This is a genomic window from Dellaglioa sp. CoH-57-MRSF-20 (genome assembly GCF_056781955.1).
This window is the reverse complement of sequence record NZ_JBXAXV010000003.1, coordinates 1-17,093: the sequence shown is the minus strand read 5'-3', so window position 1 is coordinate 17,093 and position 17,093 is coordinate 1. Positions and strand designations below refer to the sequence as shown.

At 33.6% G+C, this 17,093-nt stretch carries 18 protein-coding genes and 1 other RNA gene; 14 read left to right on the top strand and 5 right to left on the bottom strand.

The features are described 5' to 3' along the window. The first annotated feature begins 129 nt into the window (after positions 1 to 129). The 8 genes from AC1RPN_RS03775 (at position 130) to AC1RPN_RS03740 (ending at position 7,642) form a co-directional block, all read left to right on the top strand. Positions 130 to 831 (top strand): ribonuclease H family protein, encoded by a 702-nt coding sequence (locus AC1RPN_RS03775; RefSeq protein WP_481761424.1) that lies wholly within the window; start codon positions 130 to 132, stop codon positions 829 to 831. A gap of 178 nt (positions 832 to 1,009) precedes the next feature. Next, entirely contained in the window at positions 1,010 to 1,354 is a 345-nt protein-coding gene (locus AC1RPN_RS03770; protein WP_409022250.1) for an ArsR/SmtB family transcription factor, read from the top strand. Positions 1,355 to 1,357: 3 nt separating this feature from the next. After that, positions 1,358 to 3,037, top strand: coding sequence for an oleate hydratase (locus AC1RPN_RS03765; RefSeq protein ID WP_481761423.1), 1,680 nt, complete (start codon positions 1,358 to 1,360; stop codon positions 3,035 to 3,037). 89 nt (positions 3,038 to 3,126) lie between these two features. Beyond that, positions 3,127 to 4,278, top strand: coding sequence for an aminotransferase class I/II-fold pyridoxal phosphate-dependent enzyme (locus AC1RPN_RS03760; RefSeq protein ID WP_481761422.1), 1,152 nt, complete (start codon positions 3,127 to 3,129; stop codon positions 4,276 to 4,278). A gap of 56 nt (positions 4,279 to 4,334) precedes the next feature. Next, positions 4,335 to 4,508: a hypothetical protein gene (locus AC1RPN_RS03755; protein WP_409022253.1), complete on the top strand. Its 174-nt coding sequence runs from the start codon at positions 4,335 to 4,337 to the stop codon at positions 4,506 to 4,508. Between the two features lie 41 nt (positions 4,509 to 4,549). Continuing rightward, entirely contained in the window at positions 4,550 to 5,032 is a 483-nt protein-coding gene (locus tag AC1RPN_RS03750; protein WP_481761421.1) for a universal stress protein, read from the top strand. Positions 5,033 to 5,173: 141 nt separating this feature from the next. Continuing rightward, complete coding sequence (locus tag AC1RPN_RS03745; RefSeq protein WP_481761420.1) at positions 5,174 to 6,448, top strand: cation:dicarboxylate symporter family transporter; 1,275 nt, start codon at positions 5,174 to 5,176, stop codon at positions 6,446 to 6,448. 27 nt (positions 6,449 to 6,475) lie between these two features. Further along, complete coding sequence (locus AC1RPN_RS03740) at positions 6,476 to 7,642, top strand: MDR family MFS transporter (protein WP_481761419.1); 1,167 nt, start codon at positions 6,476 to 6,478, stop codon at positions 7,640 to 7,642. Positions 7,643 to 7,678: 36 nt separating this feature from the next. Here AC1RPN_RS03740 and AC1RPN_RS03735 read toward each other — a convergent pair whose 3' ends face one another. From AC1RPN_RS03735 to trpX, 3 genes are read right to left on the bottom strand one after another with little or no spacing between them, the layout of a single operon-like run. Continuing rightward, the gene (locus tag AC1RPN_RS03735; protein WP_481761418.1) at positions 7,679 to 8,449 is read right to left on the bottom strand and encodes an ABC transporter ATP-binding protein; all 771 of its coding nucleotides are present in this window, start codon (positions 8,447 to 8,449) and stop codon (positions 7,679 to 7,681) included. Further along, positions 8,446 to 9,339 carry an ABC transporter permease gene (locus AC1RPN_RS03730; RefSeq protein ID WP_481761417.1) on the bottom strand — a complete coding sequence of 298 codons (894 nt, stop codon included), beginning with the start codon at positions 9,337 to 9,339 and terminating at the stop codon, positions 8,446 to 8,448. The genes AC1RPN_RS03735 and AC1RPN_RS03730 overlap by 4 nt, the downstream gene beginning before the upstream one ends. Then, positions 9,336 to 10,337: a tryptophan ABC transporter substrate-binding protein gene (trpX, locus tag AC1RPN_RS03725; protein WP_481761416.1), complete on the bottom strand. Its 1,002-nt coding sequence runs from the start codon at positions 10,335 to 10,337 to the stop codon at positions 9,336 to 9,338. Before trpX ends, AC1RPN_RS03730 begins: the two co-directional genes overlap by 4 nt. Positions 10,338 to 10,777: 440 nt before the next feature. On the opposite strand from trpX, the gene AC1RPN_RS03720 reads away from it, so the two are divergent. The 4 genes from AC1RPN_RS03720 to AC1RPN_RS03705 all read left to right on the top strand — a co-directional run bounded on the left by AC1RPN_RS03720 (position 10,778) and on the right by AC1RPN_RS03705 (position 14,310). Further along, positions 10,778 to 12,160 (top strand): L,D-transpeptidase family protein, encoded by a 1,383-nt coding sequence (locus tag AC1RPN_RS03720; protein WP_481761415.1) that lies wholly within the window; start codon positions 10,778 to 10,780, stop codon positions 12,158 to 12,160. Between the two features lie 123 nt (positions 12,161 to 12,283). Beyond that, positions 12,284 to 12,562 carry a hypothetical protein gene (locus tag AC1RPN_RS03715; protein ID WP_409022261.1) on the top strand — a complete coding sequence of 93 codons (279 nt, stop codon included), beginning with the start codon at positions 12,284 to 12,286 and terminating at the stop codon, positions 12,560 to 12,562. Positions 12,563 to 12,595: 33 nt separating this feature from the next. Next, positions 12,596 to 13,402 (top strand): Cof-type HAD-IIB family hydrolase, encoded by an 807-nt coding sequence (locus AC1RPN_RS03710; protein WP_481761414.1) that lies wholly within the window; start codon positions 12,596 to 12,598, stop codon positions 13,400 to 13,402. A 101-nt stretch (positions 13,403 to 13,503) separates the two neighbouring features. Beyond that, positions 13,504 to 14,310, top strand: coding sequence for a Cof-type HAD-IIB family hydrolase (locus AC1RPN_RS03705; protein ID WP_409022263.1), 807 nt, complete (start codon positions 13,504 to 13,506; stop codon positions 14,308 to 14,310). A 97-nt stretch (positions 14,311 to 14,407) separates the two neighbouring features. Here AC1RPN_RS03705 and AC1RPN_RS03700 read toward each other — a convergent pair whose 3' ends face one another. After that, positions 14,408 to 15,037, bottom strand: a complete 630-nt coding sequence (locus AC1RPN_RS03700) for an NAD(P)-dependent oxidoreductase (RefSeq protein WP_481761413.1) — start codon at positions 15,035 to 15,037, stop codon at positions 14,408 to 14,410. A 124-nt stretch (positions 15,038 to 15,161) separates the two neighbouring features. Between AC1RPN_RS03700 and ssrA the strand changes: the two genes are divergently transcribed. Continuing rightward, positions 15,162 to 15,532: a transfer-messenger RNA gene (gene ssrA, locus AC1RPN_RS03695) on the top strand. Between the two features lie 332 nt (positions 15,533 to 15,864). Here ssrA and AC1RPN_RS03690 read toward each other — a convergent pair. Further along, on the bottom strand, positions 15,865 to 16,161 hold the full coding sequence (locus AC1RPN_RS03690; protein ID WP_481761412.1) for a bacteriocin immunity protein: 297 nt from the start codon (positions 16,159 to 16,161) through the stop codon (positions 15,865 to 15,867). A gap of 249 nt (positions 16,162 to 16,410) precedes the next feature. On the opposite strand from AC1RPN_RS03690, the gene AC1RPN_RS03685 reads away from it, so the two are divergent. Further along, complete coding sequence (locus AC1RPN_RS03685; RefSeq protein WP_409022266.1) at positions 16,411 to 16,989, top strand: TMEM175 family protein; 579 nt, start codon at positions 16,411 to 16,413, stop codon at positions 16,987 to 16,989. Positions 16,990 to 17,093: the final 104 nt, after the last annotated feature.

Below are 17,093 nucleotides of genomic sequence, written 5' to 3'. Positions count from 1 at the left end.
GGCCACCGTTGATTAGAACGGTGGTTTTTTTGCATACTTTAGAATGAGTATTTTTTATTTAAATATATTTTTAGTGCCTTTTAGCTTACAATAAAAGAATCAATAAACTGACTAATGGAGTGATTTAAATTGGCTAAGAATTTTTATGCAGTATATAAAGGACGTAAAACGGGTATTTTCACAAAATGGCCTGATGTGGCAAAGTTGGTTAATGGATACGATGGGGCACGATACAAAGGATTTGAAACGCGAGATGAAGCCCAAAATTGGATGGATGATGGGGCACCTAGACCAACAGCGACAGGTAGTAAAAAAAGTGCGACAGCAGTTCATCAATCCGTAACTTTAACTTCAGATTCAATTCAAGTCTGGACTGATGGTGGTTCGAGAAATCATGGTAATAAATTAGGCGGTCACGTCCTAGCAGAAGATACTGCGGCATGGGCTTTTTATATTAAAACACCGGGTGAGACCTTTTCTGGTACAGATGGTGAAAAAGGTAAAACTAATAATCATATGGAAATTATGGCATTTCTTCAAGCTATGAAAAAATTAATTGATTTAGGATTACGAGAAGAACACGTCGTATTTATATTAGATTCGAAGTATGTCTTGAATGCAATTCAAAAAAATTGGTTAGTAGGTTGGCAACGTCGAAATTGGAAAAAAGCGGATGGTCAAACAGTACTTAATGTCGAACTTTGGCAACAAGTTGCTGAATTAATACCAGCTTTCACTAATGTTGATTTTGAATGGACAAAGGGTCATGCAGATAATGAAGGTAATAATAAAGTTGATGAATTATTAAATGAAACAATGGATAAAATGTAAGATAGGTGAAGTGGATTTCTACTAATGTAGAGAGCCACTTTTTTTATTTAAATGAATTCAAATTAAGATGAATAAAAAAGATTAGGCAGTAAATTAAAACGTTTACTGAAAGCGGTTGCTAAAATTCTAACGTGGTGTTATTATATTCATGAAGATAGATATAGGGGGATGATTGACAATGGAAGCTGAAGAATTAGAACCAGGGCAATCCGAAGCGCTACAGGAATTTATTTCCAATCTAGATATTTTGAACGCTTTGGCAGATGAAAAAAGACAACGATTAATTATTTTGCTAGGTTCTAAGTCACGGCAAGAGTTAACGGTTTCTGAGCTGGTTGACCGCATGGCGTTATCACAACCGGCAGTTTCACATCATTTGAAAGTTTTAAAAAATGTGGGACTTATTGATTATAAACAAACAGGATTAAAACGTTTTTACTTTTTAACACCTGAAAAAACATTAAACCGTTTGGAACATTTAATTAAAATGATTCGTGAAGGCGAAAAATCGAAGGAGGAATAGATTATGACTCAAAAAGCATATATGATTGGTACAGGTGTTGGTAACTTAGCAGCAGGTATCTATTTAATTCGTGATGGTGGCTGGCATGGTGACCAAATTACGATGTTTGGTTTAGAAAAACATGGTGCTAATGATGGCGCTGCAGTTAAAGATTATGTGACTGAATATGGTAACCAAGGTTTGAGTAATCAAAAAGGATTCCTAGCTAAAGGTGGTCGTATGTTGAATGAAGAAACATATGAAAACTTATGGGATGTTCTTCGAGAAGTGCCATCATTGGATAATCCTGGAAAGACAGTTACAGATGAAATTTTAGATTTTGATCATGCACATCCAACGCATGATATTGCACGCTTAATTGATAAAATGGATGGTATTAGAAATAAAGGCGGTAAGAATGATTATCGTCATATGCAATTTAATACACGAGATCGCGTTTTACTAACAAAATTAATGACGATGCCTGAATCAAAGGAATCAGAGATTAATGATATCAGTATTGAAAAATGGTTTGAAAATAGTCCACACATGTTTACAACTAATTTCTGGTATATGTGGCAAACAACTTTTGCCTTCAAAAAGGAAAGTTCAGCAATGGAATTACGTCGTTATATGAACCGAATGATTCTTGAATTCAGTCGTATTAACACATTGGAAGGTGTTACAAGAACACCATATAACCAATATGAAAGTATTATTTTACCAATGCGTAAATATCTTACAGACCGTGGTGTAACCTTTGTGGATAACCGTAAGATAACTGAATTTAAATTTAAAGATACAGCTTTACGTGACGATATTGTTGTCACTGGTCTTGAATATGAAGAAGTCGATAATGATAATAAAGTCGGCGAAATCATTATTAATGATGGCGATTTAGTATTTGATACGAATGGTTCAATTACAGATAGTTCATCAATGGGCGATATTGATACACCGATTGTGGAAAATATGGACTATGCACCTAGTGCTAAATTATGGAAACAAGCTACTGAACATTTCTATAACTTAGGTAAACCAGATAAATTCTTTAATGATCGTCAACAAAGTGAATGGATGAGTTTTACAGTCACAACTGATAATCATTTAGCAGTAAATGAAATTGCACGGATTACACAACAAGAACCTGGTAATGCATTGAATACCTGGGTTGATAGTAATAATTTATTATCAATCGTGGTTCATCATCAACCTCATTTCCATGCTCAAAAAGAAAATGAGACTGTATTCTGGGGTTACTGTTTATATCCTCGTCGCAAGGGTGATTTTGTTCAAAAACCATTTATCGAGATGACTGGTCGCGAAATGTTAGAAGAATTATTAGGCCATTTGGCTCAAACAGATACAGCTACGAATAATATTAGCCAACGTACAGATGAAATTATGGATAGTGTTGTTAATGTTATACCTGTTTATATGCCATATGCGAGTGCCTTATTTAACCGTCGCGCAATTGGTGATCGTCCTGACGTTGTACCTGAACATTCAAAGAATTTGGCCTTTATTAGTCAATTTGCAGAAATGCCATTTGATATGGTCTTTACAGAACAGTATTCGTTCCGTTGTGCACAAATTGCTGTGTATAAGTTCTTAGGAATTTCAGATACGCAATTAACACCATTACATCATTATGAAAAAATGCCAAAAGTTTTGGCAAAAGCAACGAAAACAATGTTTAGATAAGTTGAAATAACGATTTATAAGAATTTTTATAAATCGTTATTTTTTTGATGTATAATTAAGATTCATTCTAATTCGGAGAAGGTGTCTTAATGATCAAAATAAATACAGTAGCTGATCAGATACAATTATCAGGTATTCGTCGATTTGATGAATGGGTCTCCAAAATAGACGGTATCGATAAGTTAACGTTAGGTGAACCTAATTTCATCACACCTCAACATATTATGGACGCTACAAAAACAGCGCTTGATAACGGACAAACACATTATGAAGCCTCAGCTGGTAATCCAGAATTACGACAGGCAACTGCTGATTATTATAATGAAAAGTTTGAATTGGCTTATGACGCAAAGAATGTTTTAGTGACCGTTGGGGCAACTGAGGCAATTGCTACAGCATTAAAGACGGTAACAACACCAGGAGATTACATTTTAGTACCAGTTCCTTGTTATCCAGCTTACTTGCCATTAATGCAGTTACAAGGCGTTAAACCTATTTTTATGGATACACGTACGACGAACTTTAGGGTAACGGCAGAGCTTATTGAAAAGACATTGCAGGAAAATAAGAATAAAGCTATCGTTGGATTTATATTTAATTATCCAACTAACCCTACCGGTGTTTCTTATGGTAAAATTGAGTTATCTTCTATTAAAGATGTTTTGAAAAAACATGACATTTGGGTGATGAGCGATGAAATTTACTGCGAGTTAACCTATGAACAACCGCATATTTCCATGGCTAATTTGTATCCTGAAGGGACAATTTTAATAATGGGATTGTCTAAATCACATGCAATGACCGGTTGGCGGATTGGGTTTGTATTAGCTGAAGAACGATTAATTAATGCTATGAAAAAGGTCCACCAATATCACGTAACGACCGCGGCAACTTTATCACAAGTAGCTGCACTTGAAGCTGTTAAAAATGGGAAGCAAGATAGTGTACCAATGAGAGATGCTTATCATATTCGTCGTGATAGATTGGTAACAGCCTTAGAAAAATTAGGTTATAATTTAATTAAACCAGATGGCGCCTTTTATTTATTCGTTGAAATACCTAAAAAACTAAAATTAACGTCAGTTGAATTTTGTCAGCAACTTGCTCTGAAAGAAAAGGTAGCTGTTGTTCCAGGTAGTGCATTCACAGAATTTGGTGAGGGCTACTTTAGAATAAGTTTTGCTGCAAGTGATGAACAGTTAGCAAAACTCATCATCGCCTTGGAAAATAGTAAGCATTAAATTCAATTTATTAATCTAATTATGGTACGTTTGTATGAGTAAAAGGAGTGATTAAAATGGATGGAAATGTTGACTGGACAATTGCTGAGCTTAAAAAAATTGAAACAGAAGAAAACCAATTATTGATTGAAGCTACAATTGCGCTATTAAAAGATCAGTCAGTTGAAATTGAGAGCTTGCATGGCTCAATGGAAGGGCAGCTTTGGAGCCCAAGTAACTGGCGTAAGTAAAATCATCAATAATGGCAACAAAACAAGTGAGGAGTGACGATATGAATAATAGATTAGAAAAGTTGGACTTTGACATAACACCGGTAACTTTTAAACGCGTTTTAGTTGCCATAGATGAGGATGATTCTGAATCATCAATTTTAGCTTTTAATTATGCGGTAGCGTTAGCTAAGTTACAACAAATTCCTTTAGGGATTGTTTCAATATTAGAGACAGGTGATATGAATATTTTTGATTCTATGTCACCAGTTGTTATCAAAGAAAATAAAAAATTACTTGAAGAAAGTATCGAACGCTATGTAGATAAGGCGCATGATTTTGGCGTTAAAAATGTACAAGCAATTGTTTCTGCTGGTAGACCAGGTTCTGAAATTGTTGAGAAGGTTATTCCAGATTTTAAACCGGATATTCTAATTTGCGGTTCAAAAACGAATACGCCAAGTAATTCAAAGAAATTATTTATTGGCTCTCAAGCTAGTTATATGGCTCAAAATGCACAATGTTCCGTTAGTGTCATCAGATAATATTTTAAAAATATGAATGTTAAAAGAGCGAAAAACTCATTTTACAGTTTTTTGCTCTTTTTTAATAAAAAAATAACATAATTGTTCGTATATATGATAAGATTAACCATAGTAAATTAAAATATAGTGAGGATGGTTAAATTGAAATATTATAAAGCGTACCGAATTAGTCTTGGGTGGCAAATTTTAATTGGATTAATTTTAGGAATTATTATTGGTGCTATTGGGTATCAAAATAAACTCATTATTAACTCACTTCAACCGCTGGGAACCATCTTTATTAATATGATCAAAATGATTGTCTTACCGATTGTTGTTTCATGTCTAGTGGTCGGAATCGCCAATATGGGAGATATCCACAAATTAGGTAGAATCGGTGGAAAAACATTAATTTACTTTGAAATTATGACAACAATTGCGATTGCATTAGGATTAATTGTTGGTAACTTAACTAAACCCGGACAATTTATAGATATTACAGCTTTAAATAAAGTCGATATTAGTCAATATGTTACAACTGAAAACTCAACCTCTACTGGGTTGAGTACGATTTTAATGCATATTGTGCCAACTAATATTTTTGAGGCACTTGTTAAAGGTGATATGCTGCCTATTATCTTCTTTTCCGTTTTATTTGGACTCGGGACAGCAACGCTAGGTGAGAAGGGAAAACCGATTATTGATTTCTTCTCAGCTGTATCTGAAGTTATGTTCAAAGTGACAAACTGGGTAATGAAATTGGCACCTATCGGTGTTTTTGCATTAATTGGTGTCACAATAGCACAATTAGGCGTTTCTGCTTTAAAACCATTAGGGTTCTTTATTATTGTGACCTATATAACGATGATATTTTTTGTTATTGTAGTAATGGGTCTTGTTGCTAAATTATTTAAAATTAATTTAATCGTCTTGTTAAAGGTAATCAAGGATGAAATGATTCTTGCTTTTTCAACGGCTAGTTCTGAAGCAGCACTGCCTAAAATTATGGAAAAAATGGAAAATTTTGGTGTTAAAAAGGGAATTGTTTCTTTTGTTGTTCCAACAGGATATACATTTAATCTAGATGGATCAGCAATTTATCAGTCAATAGCTGCTCTGTTTTTGGCACAGGCATACCATATTAATTTATCAATTGGACAACAAGTTACATTATTGATTGTGTTAATGATTACGTCTAAAGGGATGGCTGGAGTACCTGGTGCATCATTTGTCGTCCTATTAGCGACAATCTCAACTATTGGTGTTCCTGCTTCGGGGTTGGCTTTTATCGCTGGAGTTGATAGAATCATAGATATGGGTCGTACAACCGTCAATGTTGTTGGTAATTCATTAGCAGCTGTTATTATCGCACAATCAGAAAATGAATTTGATCGTGAAAAGAATCAAAAGTATTTAGAAAAATTGAACATTAAGTAACCTTAAAAAGGGGGCTTTCGGAAAAAAATGACGAAAGAAATTAAATTAAAATGGTTGTTAATAGGTTCAGTGATTAGTAGCGCAGGTTCAAGTTTCGTCTGGCCGTTAACAACAATTTACATGCATAACTATTTAGGTAAAAGTTTAACATTTTCTGGAATTGTACTATTAATAAACTCAGTTGCGACTATTATTGGTAATTATGCTGGTGGTTATTTATTTGATAAATGGCGGCCTTATTATGCGACATTGGTAGGAATCGTAATTGCATGGTTGGCCGTATTAGGCTTAGTTTTCATGCATGGCTGGCCAGCATACCCAATTTTGCTAGTTATTTTGGGTCTTGGTAACGGGATTGTGGCAACAATTTTAAATTCATTTGCGGCCACAATTAGAAGAAAAGATAGTCGATATGTTTTTAATCTCTTTTATTTAGCTTTAAATTTAGGGATTGTTATTGGGACATTATTAGTTGGATACGTGATTGAAGTTAGTGTCACAATGGTCTTTGTATCAGCATTAATTTTATATTCAATATTTTTGATTACTGCTATTTTAGCGTATAGAGTTGATCCAATACGAAAAAAAGTGAAACCAACAAAATCAGAACAATCAGCTGGTGTTAATCCCAAAGTTTGGATTATCGGCGCAATGTGGTTAACATTCCTGGTTATTTGGTTGAGTTACGAGCAATGGCAAAGTAATTTATCAATTTATATGGATAAGTTAGATATTCCATTGAGTCAATATAGTTTATTATGGACGATTAATGCAGGACTCATTGTTTTTGGACAACCACTAGTGACGCTTGTAACGAGAACAATTGCTAAGTCATTATTTAGACAAATTATTATGGGTGTTGGCTTATTTGCGTTATCATTTACAACACTTATTTTTGCGAAAGACTTTTCTCATTTTGTCTTTTCAATGGTCTTGTTGACGTTAGGTGAAATGGTCGCATTCCCAGCCATTCCGGCATGGATTAATGAACTGGCCGAGCCAGGTCAAGAAGGTAAGGCACAAGGAACGATTAATATTGCCGCATCTATTGGTAAAGCGTTAGGACCATTAGTTGGTGGAATCGTAATTGAACGATTGTCATACAACGGTTTGTTCGTTGGTTCGACATTATTAATCTTACTTGCCTTGGCAGTTGTTGTTATTGCAACTAAGAAAGCGAATATAAAATCGTAAAAAAATACCACAACTTTTATAAGGTTGTGGTATTTTTTATTCTAAATCATTAAAATAGGCTAATAAATCAGTCGTAGATAGGTTGGCACGTTTTTCACCTGATAAATCAGATTGAATCTGACCATCATTTAAGACAATTGTTCGATTACCATATGATAATGCGTCCTCTAAGTGATGCGTAATCATTAGACAAGATAATTGTTCTTGTTCAACAATTTCGGCGGTTAATTTTAATAATTCTTGGCTTGTTTTGGGGTCGAGGGCGGCCGTATGTTCATCTAGTAGCAGTAAGTCAGGTTGAATCAAAGTTGCCATTAAAAAACTTAATGTTTGACGTTGACCACCAGACAAGTTTCCAGCAGGTGTATTTAAATGTTCTGATAAACCATTTGGCATCTTTGCGGTTAATTCACGAAATTGCGTCATTTTTTGTTTTAAATGACGAGGTTTAAACCGACGGCGACTGCCTCGATTTAAGGCTAATAATAGATTTTCAGCGACTGTCATTCTAGGTGCTGTGCCCATTTTAGGATCTTGAAAAACACGACTAATATAATTTGTCCGTTTAATATCATTTTCATTCGTAATATTTTTATTGCGTAACATAATTTTGCCACTCGTTGGTTTAATATTACCAGCAATTGTATTGAAAAGGGTCGATTTACCAGCGCCATTAGTACCAATTACAGTTATAAAATCGCCTTTATTGATGGTGAGGTTTAAATTTTTTAAGATTTGTTGCTCCTCAGAAGTACCGGTATTAACGGTAGTGACGATATTGGAAAGTGAAAAAATGGGTTCAGTCATTTTGAATGGCCTCCTTCAAACAAAGTATTTAGTCTTAGCGCTTTTCGGAGAGTTGGTAACATTAAACAGAATGCTAAAATAATAGCAGAAATTAATTTTAAATCGTTTGCGTTAAAGCCTAATGTTAATACAATTAAAATAACAAATCGGTAGAAAATACTACCAATGACAACGGCAACCAAACGTGCTGTTAATGATAAGTTACCAAAAACAACTTCACCGATAATAATTGCAGCAAGCCCAATGACAATCGTTCCGATACCCATACTGATATCAGCATAGCCATTATTTTGCGCGATTAGCCCACCGGCAAGTCCGATGAAGCCATTTGAAACCATTAGTCCTAAAATCTTCATACGATCGGTTTGGATACCAAGTGAGCGGGCCATTTTTTCATTATCACCGGTTGCGATGAACGCTTGGCCTAATTCGGTATTTAAAAAGAAAGCGAGTAAGCCAATACTAATGATAACCAGAATGAGCCCTAATACAACGGAATCAAAAGATGCAGGAAGATTAGTTAGAAAGTGAGCAGAAAAAATTGTATTTTGTCCAAGTAAACTGATATTTGCTTTTGTTAAAATTCGTAGGTTAATTGAATATAAACTTGTCATGACAAGGATTCCAGCTAATAAAATCGGAATTTTACCTTTTGTATAAAGTAACCCGGTGGCTAGACCAGCTAGTGTCCCTGCTAGAAATGCAAAGAATGTGGCCAGAAGCGGGTTAACTCCGTGGATTAGACAAATCACAGTTACGCTGGCGCCCATTGGAAAAGTACCTTCGACAGTCATATCAGGAAAGTCTAAAATTCTAAATGAAAGATAAAGACCAAGACCTAAAACCCCCCATAGGAGTCCTTGTCCGATAGCAGATACAATAATTGTCATTTGATTAACTCTCCTTTATTTTTGGCTTGATCAATTAATGCTTGTGGAATTGTAATATTTAAGGCCTTTGCTGTTTTCAAATTAATAACAAGATCACCTTTTTTTACAAAATTAATTGGTGTTGTTGCAGGGACACTTTTTCCAGAAAGAACGGCAGCAGCCATTTTACCAGTGGCTACACCTAAATCATATTGGTTAATACTAATAGTTGCCAAGCCGCCATTTTTGACCATTGTATCTACTGCAGGGAAAATTGGAATTTTAGCTTGTGTCGCATTTTTAACGAGAGTCTGCATACTTGATGCTACTGTGTTATCCGTGGGGACATAAACGGCATCAACAGATGCTACGAGCGATTGTGACACTTGGTCAACATCATTTGTAGAGGTAATTGTTGCCGATTTAACTTCTAAGCCTGATTTGATTGCTGCAGATTTAAATTGTTGATACTGTTTTGTAGCTGAATCGTCACTTGATGTGTAAAGGACACCCACGGTTTTCATATTAGGTATTAGTTCCTTCATTAAAGCTAACTGTGCTTTAATAGGTGCTTGATCAGAAACACCGGTGATATTATTACCTGGTTTCTGATTGTTGCTAACTAAACCAGAACCTTTTGGATCAGTAACGGCACCTAAAATAATTGGTGTTTTTTTAGTTACATTAGCTAAAGATTGTGCAGAGGGTGTTGCGATACCAATCATGAGATTAACATTTTCATTATTAAACTTGTCACTCATTGATTTTAAATTACTTTGATCAGCTTCAGCATTTTGGAAATCAATATTCACAGACTTACCAGGTACGTAACCTTCTTTTTCTAATCCAGCAATAATTCCTTTATGAATCGCATCCAGTGCAGGATGTGTTGTTAATTGAAGAATACCAATTGTTGGTACTCCTTTAGCGTTTGAAAATGTTGTTGGTTGAAGTGTTGAGAAAAAAGCAATCACTAAGAATAAAAATAACGCAATAATGGTTCCAATTAATCGTTTCATTTTATAAGTACCCCTTTAATTTTTAATAAAAAAAGACAGTCCTCAGATTCGAGGGCCGTCTTGAAAGACAAAACCCCCGCATGAATATACTGATATCCATACAGGGGTTTTGATTTATAGAAACCAAACCGATATACAGATACAATCTGAATAGACAGATTATATCTGTAAAAAACAGACTACAATCTGAATAACCGGCTTTGCCAACGATTATTAAGTTTTACTTGTGAATAAGTCATAGGCTTGATTTCCTCTCTGAGTTAGTTGATAAATGTAGTATAGATAAATCTGATATTATTGTCAAATATTATTTAAAAGATTTTAAAAGTTATAAAGAGTATAATTTAGAAAACAACAAAATTGATTCGACATTCATAGTGCGGTATGATATTTTTATTGGGAATAGCGCACTATGAATTCATAATATGAGGTGAAAAACTATGAAAAAATCGTTAAAGATTGGTATTAGTATCGGAAGTATTTTAGTTTTGGGAATTCTTGGTGGAGCAAGTTTCAATCAAAGTATGCATTTTAATAAAGGCATCACAATTAATGATACAGATGTCAGTGGATTAAGTGTTGATAAAGTTATTAGTAAGTTAAAAAATGAAACGTCAAAAAATGTTATTTATGTAGGTAAAACAAAAATAGTCGATGCAAAAGATACAACAACTGGTTTTACTGATGAAGATAAGCCAGCGATTAAAGCATTGTTGAAGAAGCAACGTACCATTCTTCCTTCAAATGTTAAGAAAAATTATGCGATTGTTCCACAAAAGTTGAATACAACAGTTAAGGATCAATTAAAAGCACAATTAAAAACCCAACTAACAAAGTTAAATAAAACAAGAACAGTGGCTGTTGATGCAAGTCCCATTTTAAAAAATGGAAAAGTATCAGTAACACCTGGGAAAAAAGGGAATCAATATAATGTTAAGCAAATTTTAGCTGCCTATGATAAGGCTGGCTATAGTAGCATTACGAAGTTGAAGGATACTGAACTCCAACCTTTATCTGCTGACAGTAAAACAGTTAAAGCTGATACTGAAAAATTGGATACACTAGCTGCTAGACAGACTGTTTATACCGTTCAATCAACGAAGTATACGTTGAAGGGTGCAGATATTCTTAAGCAAGCAACTGTTGAAGATGGTAAATATGTTGTTGATACGAGTGGTATTTCTGCAAAAGTAGATGAAATTAATAAGAAACAAGCAACATTGAATAAAAAGTATAATTTTAAAACGGCTACAGGAAGTACTGTTCCAGTTAGTGGACAATCATATGGTTGGGCCCTTGGAATGAATGACTCAGTGACACATGTTTTGACAGCGTTAGAAGATGGTACTGCAGCTATTGACGCAACCAATGATAAATATGGTGTTGGCTATAATACTTATGGAACTGGTTACACAACGACTGCAAATGATGGACTTGGAGATACGTATGCTGAAGTGTCAATTGCGCAGCAGAAAGTTTGGATCCATAAAAATGGCAAGGTTGTTTTAACAACTGATGTTGCAACTGGTAAACATAGTACTGGTGAAGATACAACTAAGGGTGTTTGGTATATTATGTACAAACAAACGCCATCAATACTTAAAGGTAGTGAAGTTGGTAAAGCTAATTATTCTGTCAAAGTTAGTTACTGGGCTCAATTCACAAATAGTGGAATTGGTTTCCATGACGCTAGTTGGAGAACAAATTGGTCTAAAACAGCTTATCTTAAAGATGGTTCTGGTGGTTGTGTTAATACAAAACCAGCCGCAATGGCAACTTTATTTGCGAACGTTTCACAAAACGAACCTGTTGTTGTTTATTAATTTAAGGCTTAATCAGTTCTTAAACTGGTTAAGCTTTTTTTAATGATTTATTATTAATAACTTCATAGATAAGTCATAAAGCCAAGGTAGTATGAACCTATACCAGAAAGGAAGTTTAACAAAATGAAAATAGATAAAAACAAAGATAATAAATTAATAAGTGATAATATCGTTTCTGCACAAGTCATTGCGTTGAACAATCATATTATTACTGTAAAAACTGAAAATTCAGAAATTATAAAAATTAAACAACCAAATAGTACAAAAAATGACAAGATATTTCTAGAGACAATGAAAGATATTTTACGGTCGGGATTGTGGATTCCTGTGAATCGAGTCATGCAAATTATAATGCGTTATGACTGGTTTGATACGCCATTTGAAGAATATAGTTATGTATAGAAATCATGTATAATAACGTTAGAGGTGGCAGGGATGACGATTAAATTAATTGCAGTAGATTTAGATGGTACATTTTTAAGGGATGATAAATCATACGATAAAGAAAGATTTTCGCATCAATTTGAAAGGATGCAACAACAGGGAATACATTTTGTGGTAGCAAGTGGGAATCCAACCTTAGCCATTGAACAATATTTTAAAGAAATTAAAGATAAAATTGGTTACGTTGCTGAAAATGGAGCAGTCATTCAAGATGCAAAAGAGTTATTGAAAGAATACATTTTTGAAAATAGTCTCTATCAAGAAACGATTCAGTATTTGAAGGAAACATTCACTGAAATAGGACTATTAGCGGTTAATAATCAAGGAGGTTTCTATGATAAACGGGAATCTGATACATTTATTCAAGATGTAAATGATTATTATCCGAAAGTAACCGGAGTCGATAATTTGGTATCACTTAATCAAGGAATTTCTATGCTGACGGGTCATTTTCCCGTGTCGTTATATGAAAGAATATCATTACAATTAAATACTGAAATGAATAATAAACTTCAAGCAAAAGCGTCTGGATTTGGTTATATTGATATTAATTTAGTGAACGCGACAAAGAAAAACGGCATAAATTTACTACAAAATCGTTGGCAAATCTTGGATGAAGAAGTTGCGACATTTGGGGATAATGATAATGATCAAGAAATGTTGGCGTTCACGCCGAATAGTTTTTCTATGGCTAGCGGATCAAAGTTAGCTAAAAAAACAGCAAAACACATCATTGGGTTGAATCAAAATGATAGTGTTTTGGATAGCATTGATGATATTTTAAATCATAAATTGTAAAGAAACGTTCTTTTCCAAGGGGCGTTTCTTTTTAGTTCTTTGTATCCGTTTACTTATGCAGTATAATAGAGTTATTAAAGCATAATCGGAGGAATGTAATTTTGACAGTCAAGATAATTGCAGTGGATTTAGATGGTACATTTTTAAGAGATAATAAAACGTTTGATGAAGTTAGATTTAGTCACCAATTAGTTGAACTAAAAAATAAAGGGATTCATTTCGTGGTAGCAAGTGGAAATCAAGTTATGAAAATTAAAGATATTTTTAAACGTATCTCTGGTGAAATAGGTTACGTTTCAGATAACGGTGCGGTTATTTATGATGGCAACACCCATATCAGATCATTTAATATTGATCCAGCCGTATTTGAAAAAACAGTTTTATATATCCAAAAGGTATCGCCAAATTATGGAATCTTAGCATCAACAGATGAGAGTGGGTATATTGATGCAAGTGAGTCTGATAACTTTGTAGAAATGGCTAATACGTACTATCCAGACATTATTAAGGTCCCTAATTTAAGTAAGGTTGAAAAAACTATTTCTAAAGTTACGATTAATGGCCCCATTGACGAATATAAAACATTTGCGGTTAAATTAAAAGAAAATGTTGATGAATCATTAGTTGCAAAAGTTTCTGGTTTTGGATTTATTGATATCAATGTTAAAGAGGCAACAAAACAAAATGGGTTAAATGCTTTGCAAGAATTATGGGATGTAAAAGATGATGAAGTAGTAACCGTTGGAGATAATGATAATGATGCTGAGATGTTGGCATACACACCATTAAGTTTTGCAATGGAAAAGTCTTCAAATATGGCAGCTAAAATGGCAAATCATCGTATCGGTTCAAATCAAGATGATAGCGTCTTAGATTTAATTGATGACGTTTTAGCAGGTAAATATTAAAATATAATTTAGATAATGACGTAAAAATAAGTGATGATTATCACTTATTTTTTTACAAAAAAAACCACTTTCTTGTGAAAGTGGCAGATAATTAAATTTATTTAGAAACAACGCTAAAACGTTCTTGATGATGTGAATTAGATTCAATTTCATCAACCAATGCGATAGAGAAGTCGGCATAGCTAATTTCACTATTACCTTGTGAATTCATTGTTAAAACGTCACCGGCAATTTGATAGTGGCCTGTTTTTTCGCCACTAGGATTGAAAAATGCAGCTGGTGAAATATAGACCCAATCTACATTTGAAACGGTACGGAGTGTGACTAAAGCATCACGCATATTTTTGGCTGTTGCTTTAGCACCTTCAGGGAAGTCAGGTGTATCACCAAGTAACAGTGTTTTTTCAGAATCAACGAAAAGACTACTTGCGCCACCAACAATAACGAGCTTAACCTTAGTATCAGCTAAGATATCCGTTAAATGTTTTAATGATGTTTGATGAAGATTTTCTTGACCAAATGGAGCGTTAAAAGCATCTACAATAACATCAAATAATTCTAAATCAGCAGTTGTTAACTTGAAAAGATCTTTTTCTATAAAAGGAACATCTTCTGTTAATTTGCTTTTATTTCTAATAATAGCAGTAACATCTAAATGACGAGAAACTGCCTCTTTTAATGTAGATTGTCCTTGTTTACCAGTTGCACCAATAATTCCAATTTTCATTTTATAACTCCCTTTCTAAGTAACTGTCTTCACAATAGTTGAATGACATTTTTTTGTCAAAGAATAAGTCGTCAGGTTACATCTTTATTTTAACTGATAAATATGGTATGTTTATAGTTGTTATGGGGATGTTCAGGATTCGACAGGTATAGGTTGAGCTTGGATTGCGTTTCGAAGTTTGCGTCTTCGTTAAAACGCTCAGTTAAATTATAACTGCAAAAAATAATAGTAATACTTACGCTTTAGCTGCTTAATAGCGCTCTAACGTAGATCCTCCTAGTATCGTCCATGTGCTAGATCTGGGTCCTAAATTAAGTGGACTTACGTTAACTTCTTCCACCTGGAGAAGTTAAAAGAGACTAATCAGGTTAGTCAGACGTGTTAGCCCTGTTATACGGCGCTACGGTTGGCGAATTTTAAATAGTATAACTATGAACGTAGATGTTTGAGTGGCAATATGCTTGGACGCGGGTTCGACTCCCGCCATCTCCATTTTACAGTTTGAATAAGGTTGAAAAGCCTTATAAAATATCACTTTTGCATTTTAAAAGTTTGAATAAGATTGAATGAGTTTGAATGCAAATTAAGGTGTTTTTAAGGTGATTTTTGACAATCCTATTCAACATAACAGATGAAAAGATGACTTGATTCGACGAGTTATCTTTTTTATTTTGCCATAAAATTAGAGGTCTATTATGAAAAAATAAATTAATTTGTTAGAAATTACGGACACAAAAAATGACCATTTACAAAGGATTATTTTTGTAAGTAGTCGTTTTTTACGAACTTTATATTAAAATAAAGGTATAAACCAAGAAAGAATATAGTTAGTAACCATATCTAATATTGGAGATAGAGGTTAACTCTTTTAATTTTTTAGATTGATTGTCAGATAAAGGTTGTTCATCATTCCTGATGGCTTTAGAAAGATCTAAGTTCATGCGACTTAAAATGAATGGAACAGAAGAACGTTTTTGTTTTAGTTCTTCGAGATAAGCTTGTAACGTAATTTTAAGTGTATTATTACCATTATTTGTACTTAAATCAGTTAATAAATCGGTAATAATTTGTTCGGCCTGTTTTCCACGATCATCTCCGCCGGAAAACCATTTTAATTTATTCATAGACTAGAACTCCTTAATTTATTTGTATTAACTAATAATATATTAAAATATATAAATTAAAGAGAAATAGTTAACATAATAAATGATAAATATGGTCCCAGTTGATCATTAAAATATAAATTAACCTACCAGTTTATGCCTGCCATATTTGTTGGAAGTATATTTTATCTTTAAAAAGTGGAATTATTTTTAGTTGATTTAATGACTAATCTTTGTAATACTAAATTTATAAAAATTTAGGGGGTTCGTATGTCAAAAGGTAGAGTTGAAGCGTTCACAGATGCTGTAGTTGCTATTATTATGACAATCATGGTTTTAGAGTTAAAAGCACCAGAGGGAGACACATTTTCAGATTTAATACCGCTTCAAAGTACTTTTTTAGCTTACGTATTAAGTTTCTTTTTAATTGGTGTCACCTGGAATAATCATCATCACATGTTTCAATTGGCGGATAAAATCAATGGGCGGGTGTTGATTGTTAATACTGGATTTATGTTTGTAATGTCATTCATGCCATTTGCAACAAGCTGGGTTGGTGAACATTATAATAAATTTGCGCCTGCCTTTTTATATGGCCTTGTCTTTCTATTATTTAATATTATGTATGTAGTATTAACTAATGAATTACTTCGAGCAAATGGGCCTGAATCAAATTTAGCAAAAGCAATTAAAAATGACAATAAAACATGGGTGTCGTTATCTTTTTCACTTATTGGATTGATGTCAGTATTTATTAAACCAGAGTTGGTGTTAATTTTTTGTCTGATTGTACCATCAATTTGGTTTATACCTAATCGATTAATTGAAAATTTCTATAAAGACAAATGAAAAAAAGTTCCAACAAGAAATTTCTTGTGTAATAATCCCTTTATGGTTGTCAGATGAAATAATATAATTTCATCCGATAATCATGGAGGGATTTTTGTATGTCC

What these genes read in the sequence shown, in the direction of transcription:
- AC1RPN_RS03770 (WP_409022250.1), top strand. Translation starts at nt 1,010, where the DNA reads ATGGAAGCTGAAGAATTAGAACCAGGGCAATCCGAAGCGCTACAGGAA.
- AC1RPN_RS03765 (WP_481761423.1), top strand. Translation starts at nt 1,358, where the DNA reads ATGACTCAAAAAGCATATATGATTGGTACAGGTGTTGGTAACTTAGCA.
- AC1RPN_RS03760 (WP_481761422.1), top strand. Translation starts at nt 3,127, where the DNA reads ATGATCAAAATAAATACAGTAGCTGATCAGATACAATTATCAGGTATT.
- AC1RPN_RS03755 (WP_409022253.1), top strand. Translation starts at nt 4,335, where the DNA reads ATGGATGGAAATGTTGACTGGACAATTGCTGAGCTTAAAAAAATTGAA.
- AC1RPN_RS03750 (WP_481761421.1), top strand. Translation starts at nt 4,550, where the DNA reads ATGAATAATAGATTAGAAAAGTTGGACTTTGACATAACACCGGTAACT.
- AC1RPN_RS03740 (WP_481761419.1), top strand. Translation starts at nt 6,476, where the DNA reads ATGACGAAAGAAATTAAATTAAAATGGTTGTTAATAGGTTCAGTGATT.
- AC1RPN_RS03735 (WP_481761418.1), bottom strand. Translation starts at nt 8,449, where the DNA reads ATGACTGAACCCATTTTTTCACTTTCCAATATCGTCACTACCGTTAAT.
- AC1RPN_RS03730 (WP_481761417.1), bottom strand. Translation starts at nt 9,339, where the DNA reads ATGACAATTATTGTATCTGCTATCGGACAAGGACTCCTATGGGGGGTT.
- trpX (WP_481761416.1), bottom strand. Translation starts at nt 10,337, where the DNA reads ATGAAACGATTAATTGGAACCATTATTGCGTTATTTTTATTCTTAGTG.
- AC1RPN_RS03720 (WP_481761415.1), top strand. Translation starts at nt 10,778, where the DNA reads ATGAAAAAATCGTTAAAGATTGGTATTAGTATCGGAAGTATTTTAGTT.
- AC1RPN_RS03715 (WP_409022261.1), top strand. Translation starts at nt 12,284, where the DNA reads ATGAAAATAGATAAAAACAAAGATAATAAATTAATAAGTGATAATATC.
- AC1RPN_RS03710 (WP_481761414.1), top strand. Translation starts at nt 12,596, where the DNA reads ATGACGATTAAATTAATTGCAGTAGATTTAGATGGTACATTTTTAAGG.
- AC1RPN_RS03700 (WP_481761413.1), bottom strand. Translation starts at nt 15,037, where the DNA reads ATGAAAATTGGAATTATTGGTGCAACTGGTAAACAAGGACAATCTACA.
- AC1RPN_RS03690 (WP_481761412.1), bottom strand. Translation starts at nt 16,161, where the DNA reads ATGAATAAATTAAAATGGTTTTCCGGCGGAGATGATCGTGGAAAACAG.
- AC1RPN_RS03685 (WP_409022266.1), top strand. Translation starts at nt 16,411, where the DNA reads ATGTCAAAAGGTAGAGTTGAAGCGTTCACAGATGCTGTAGTTGCTATT.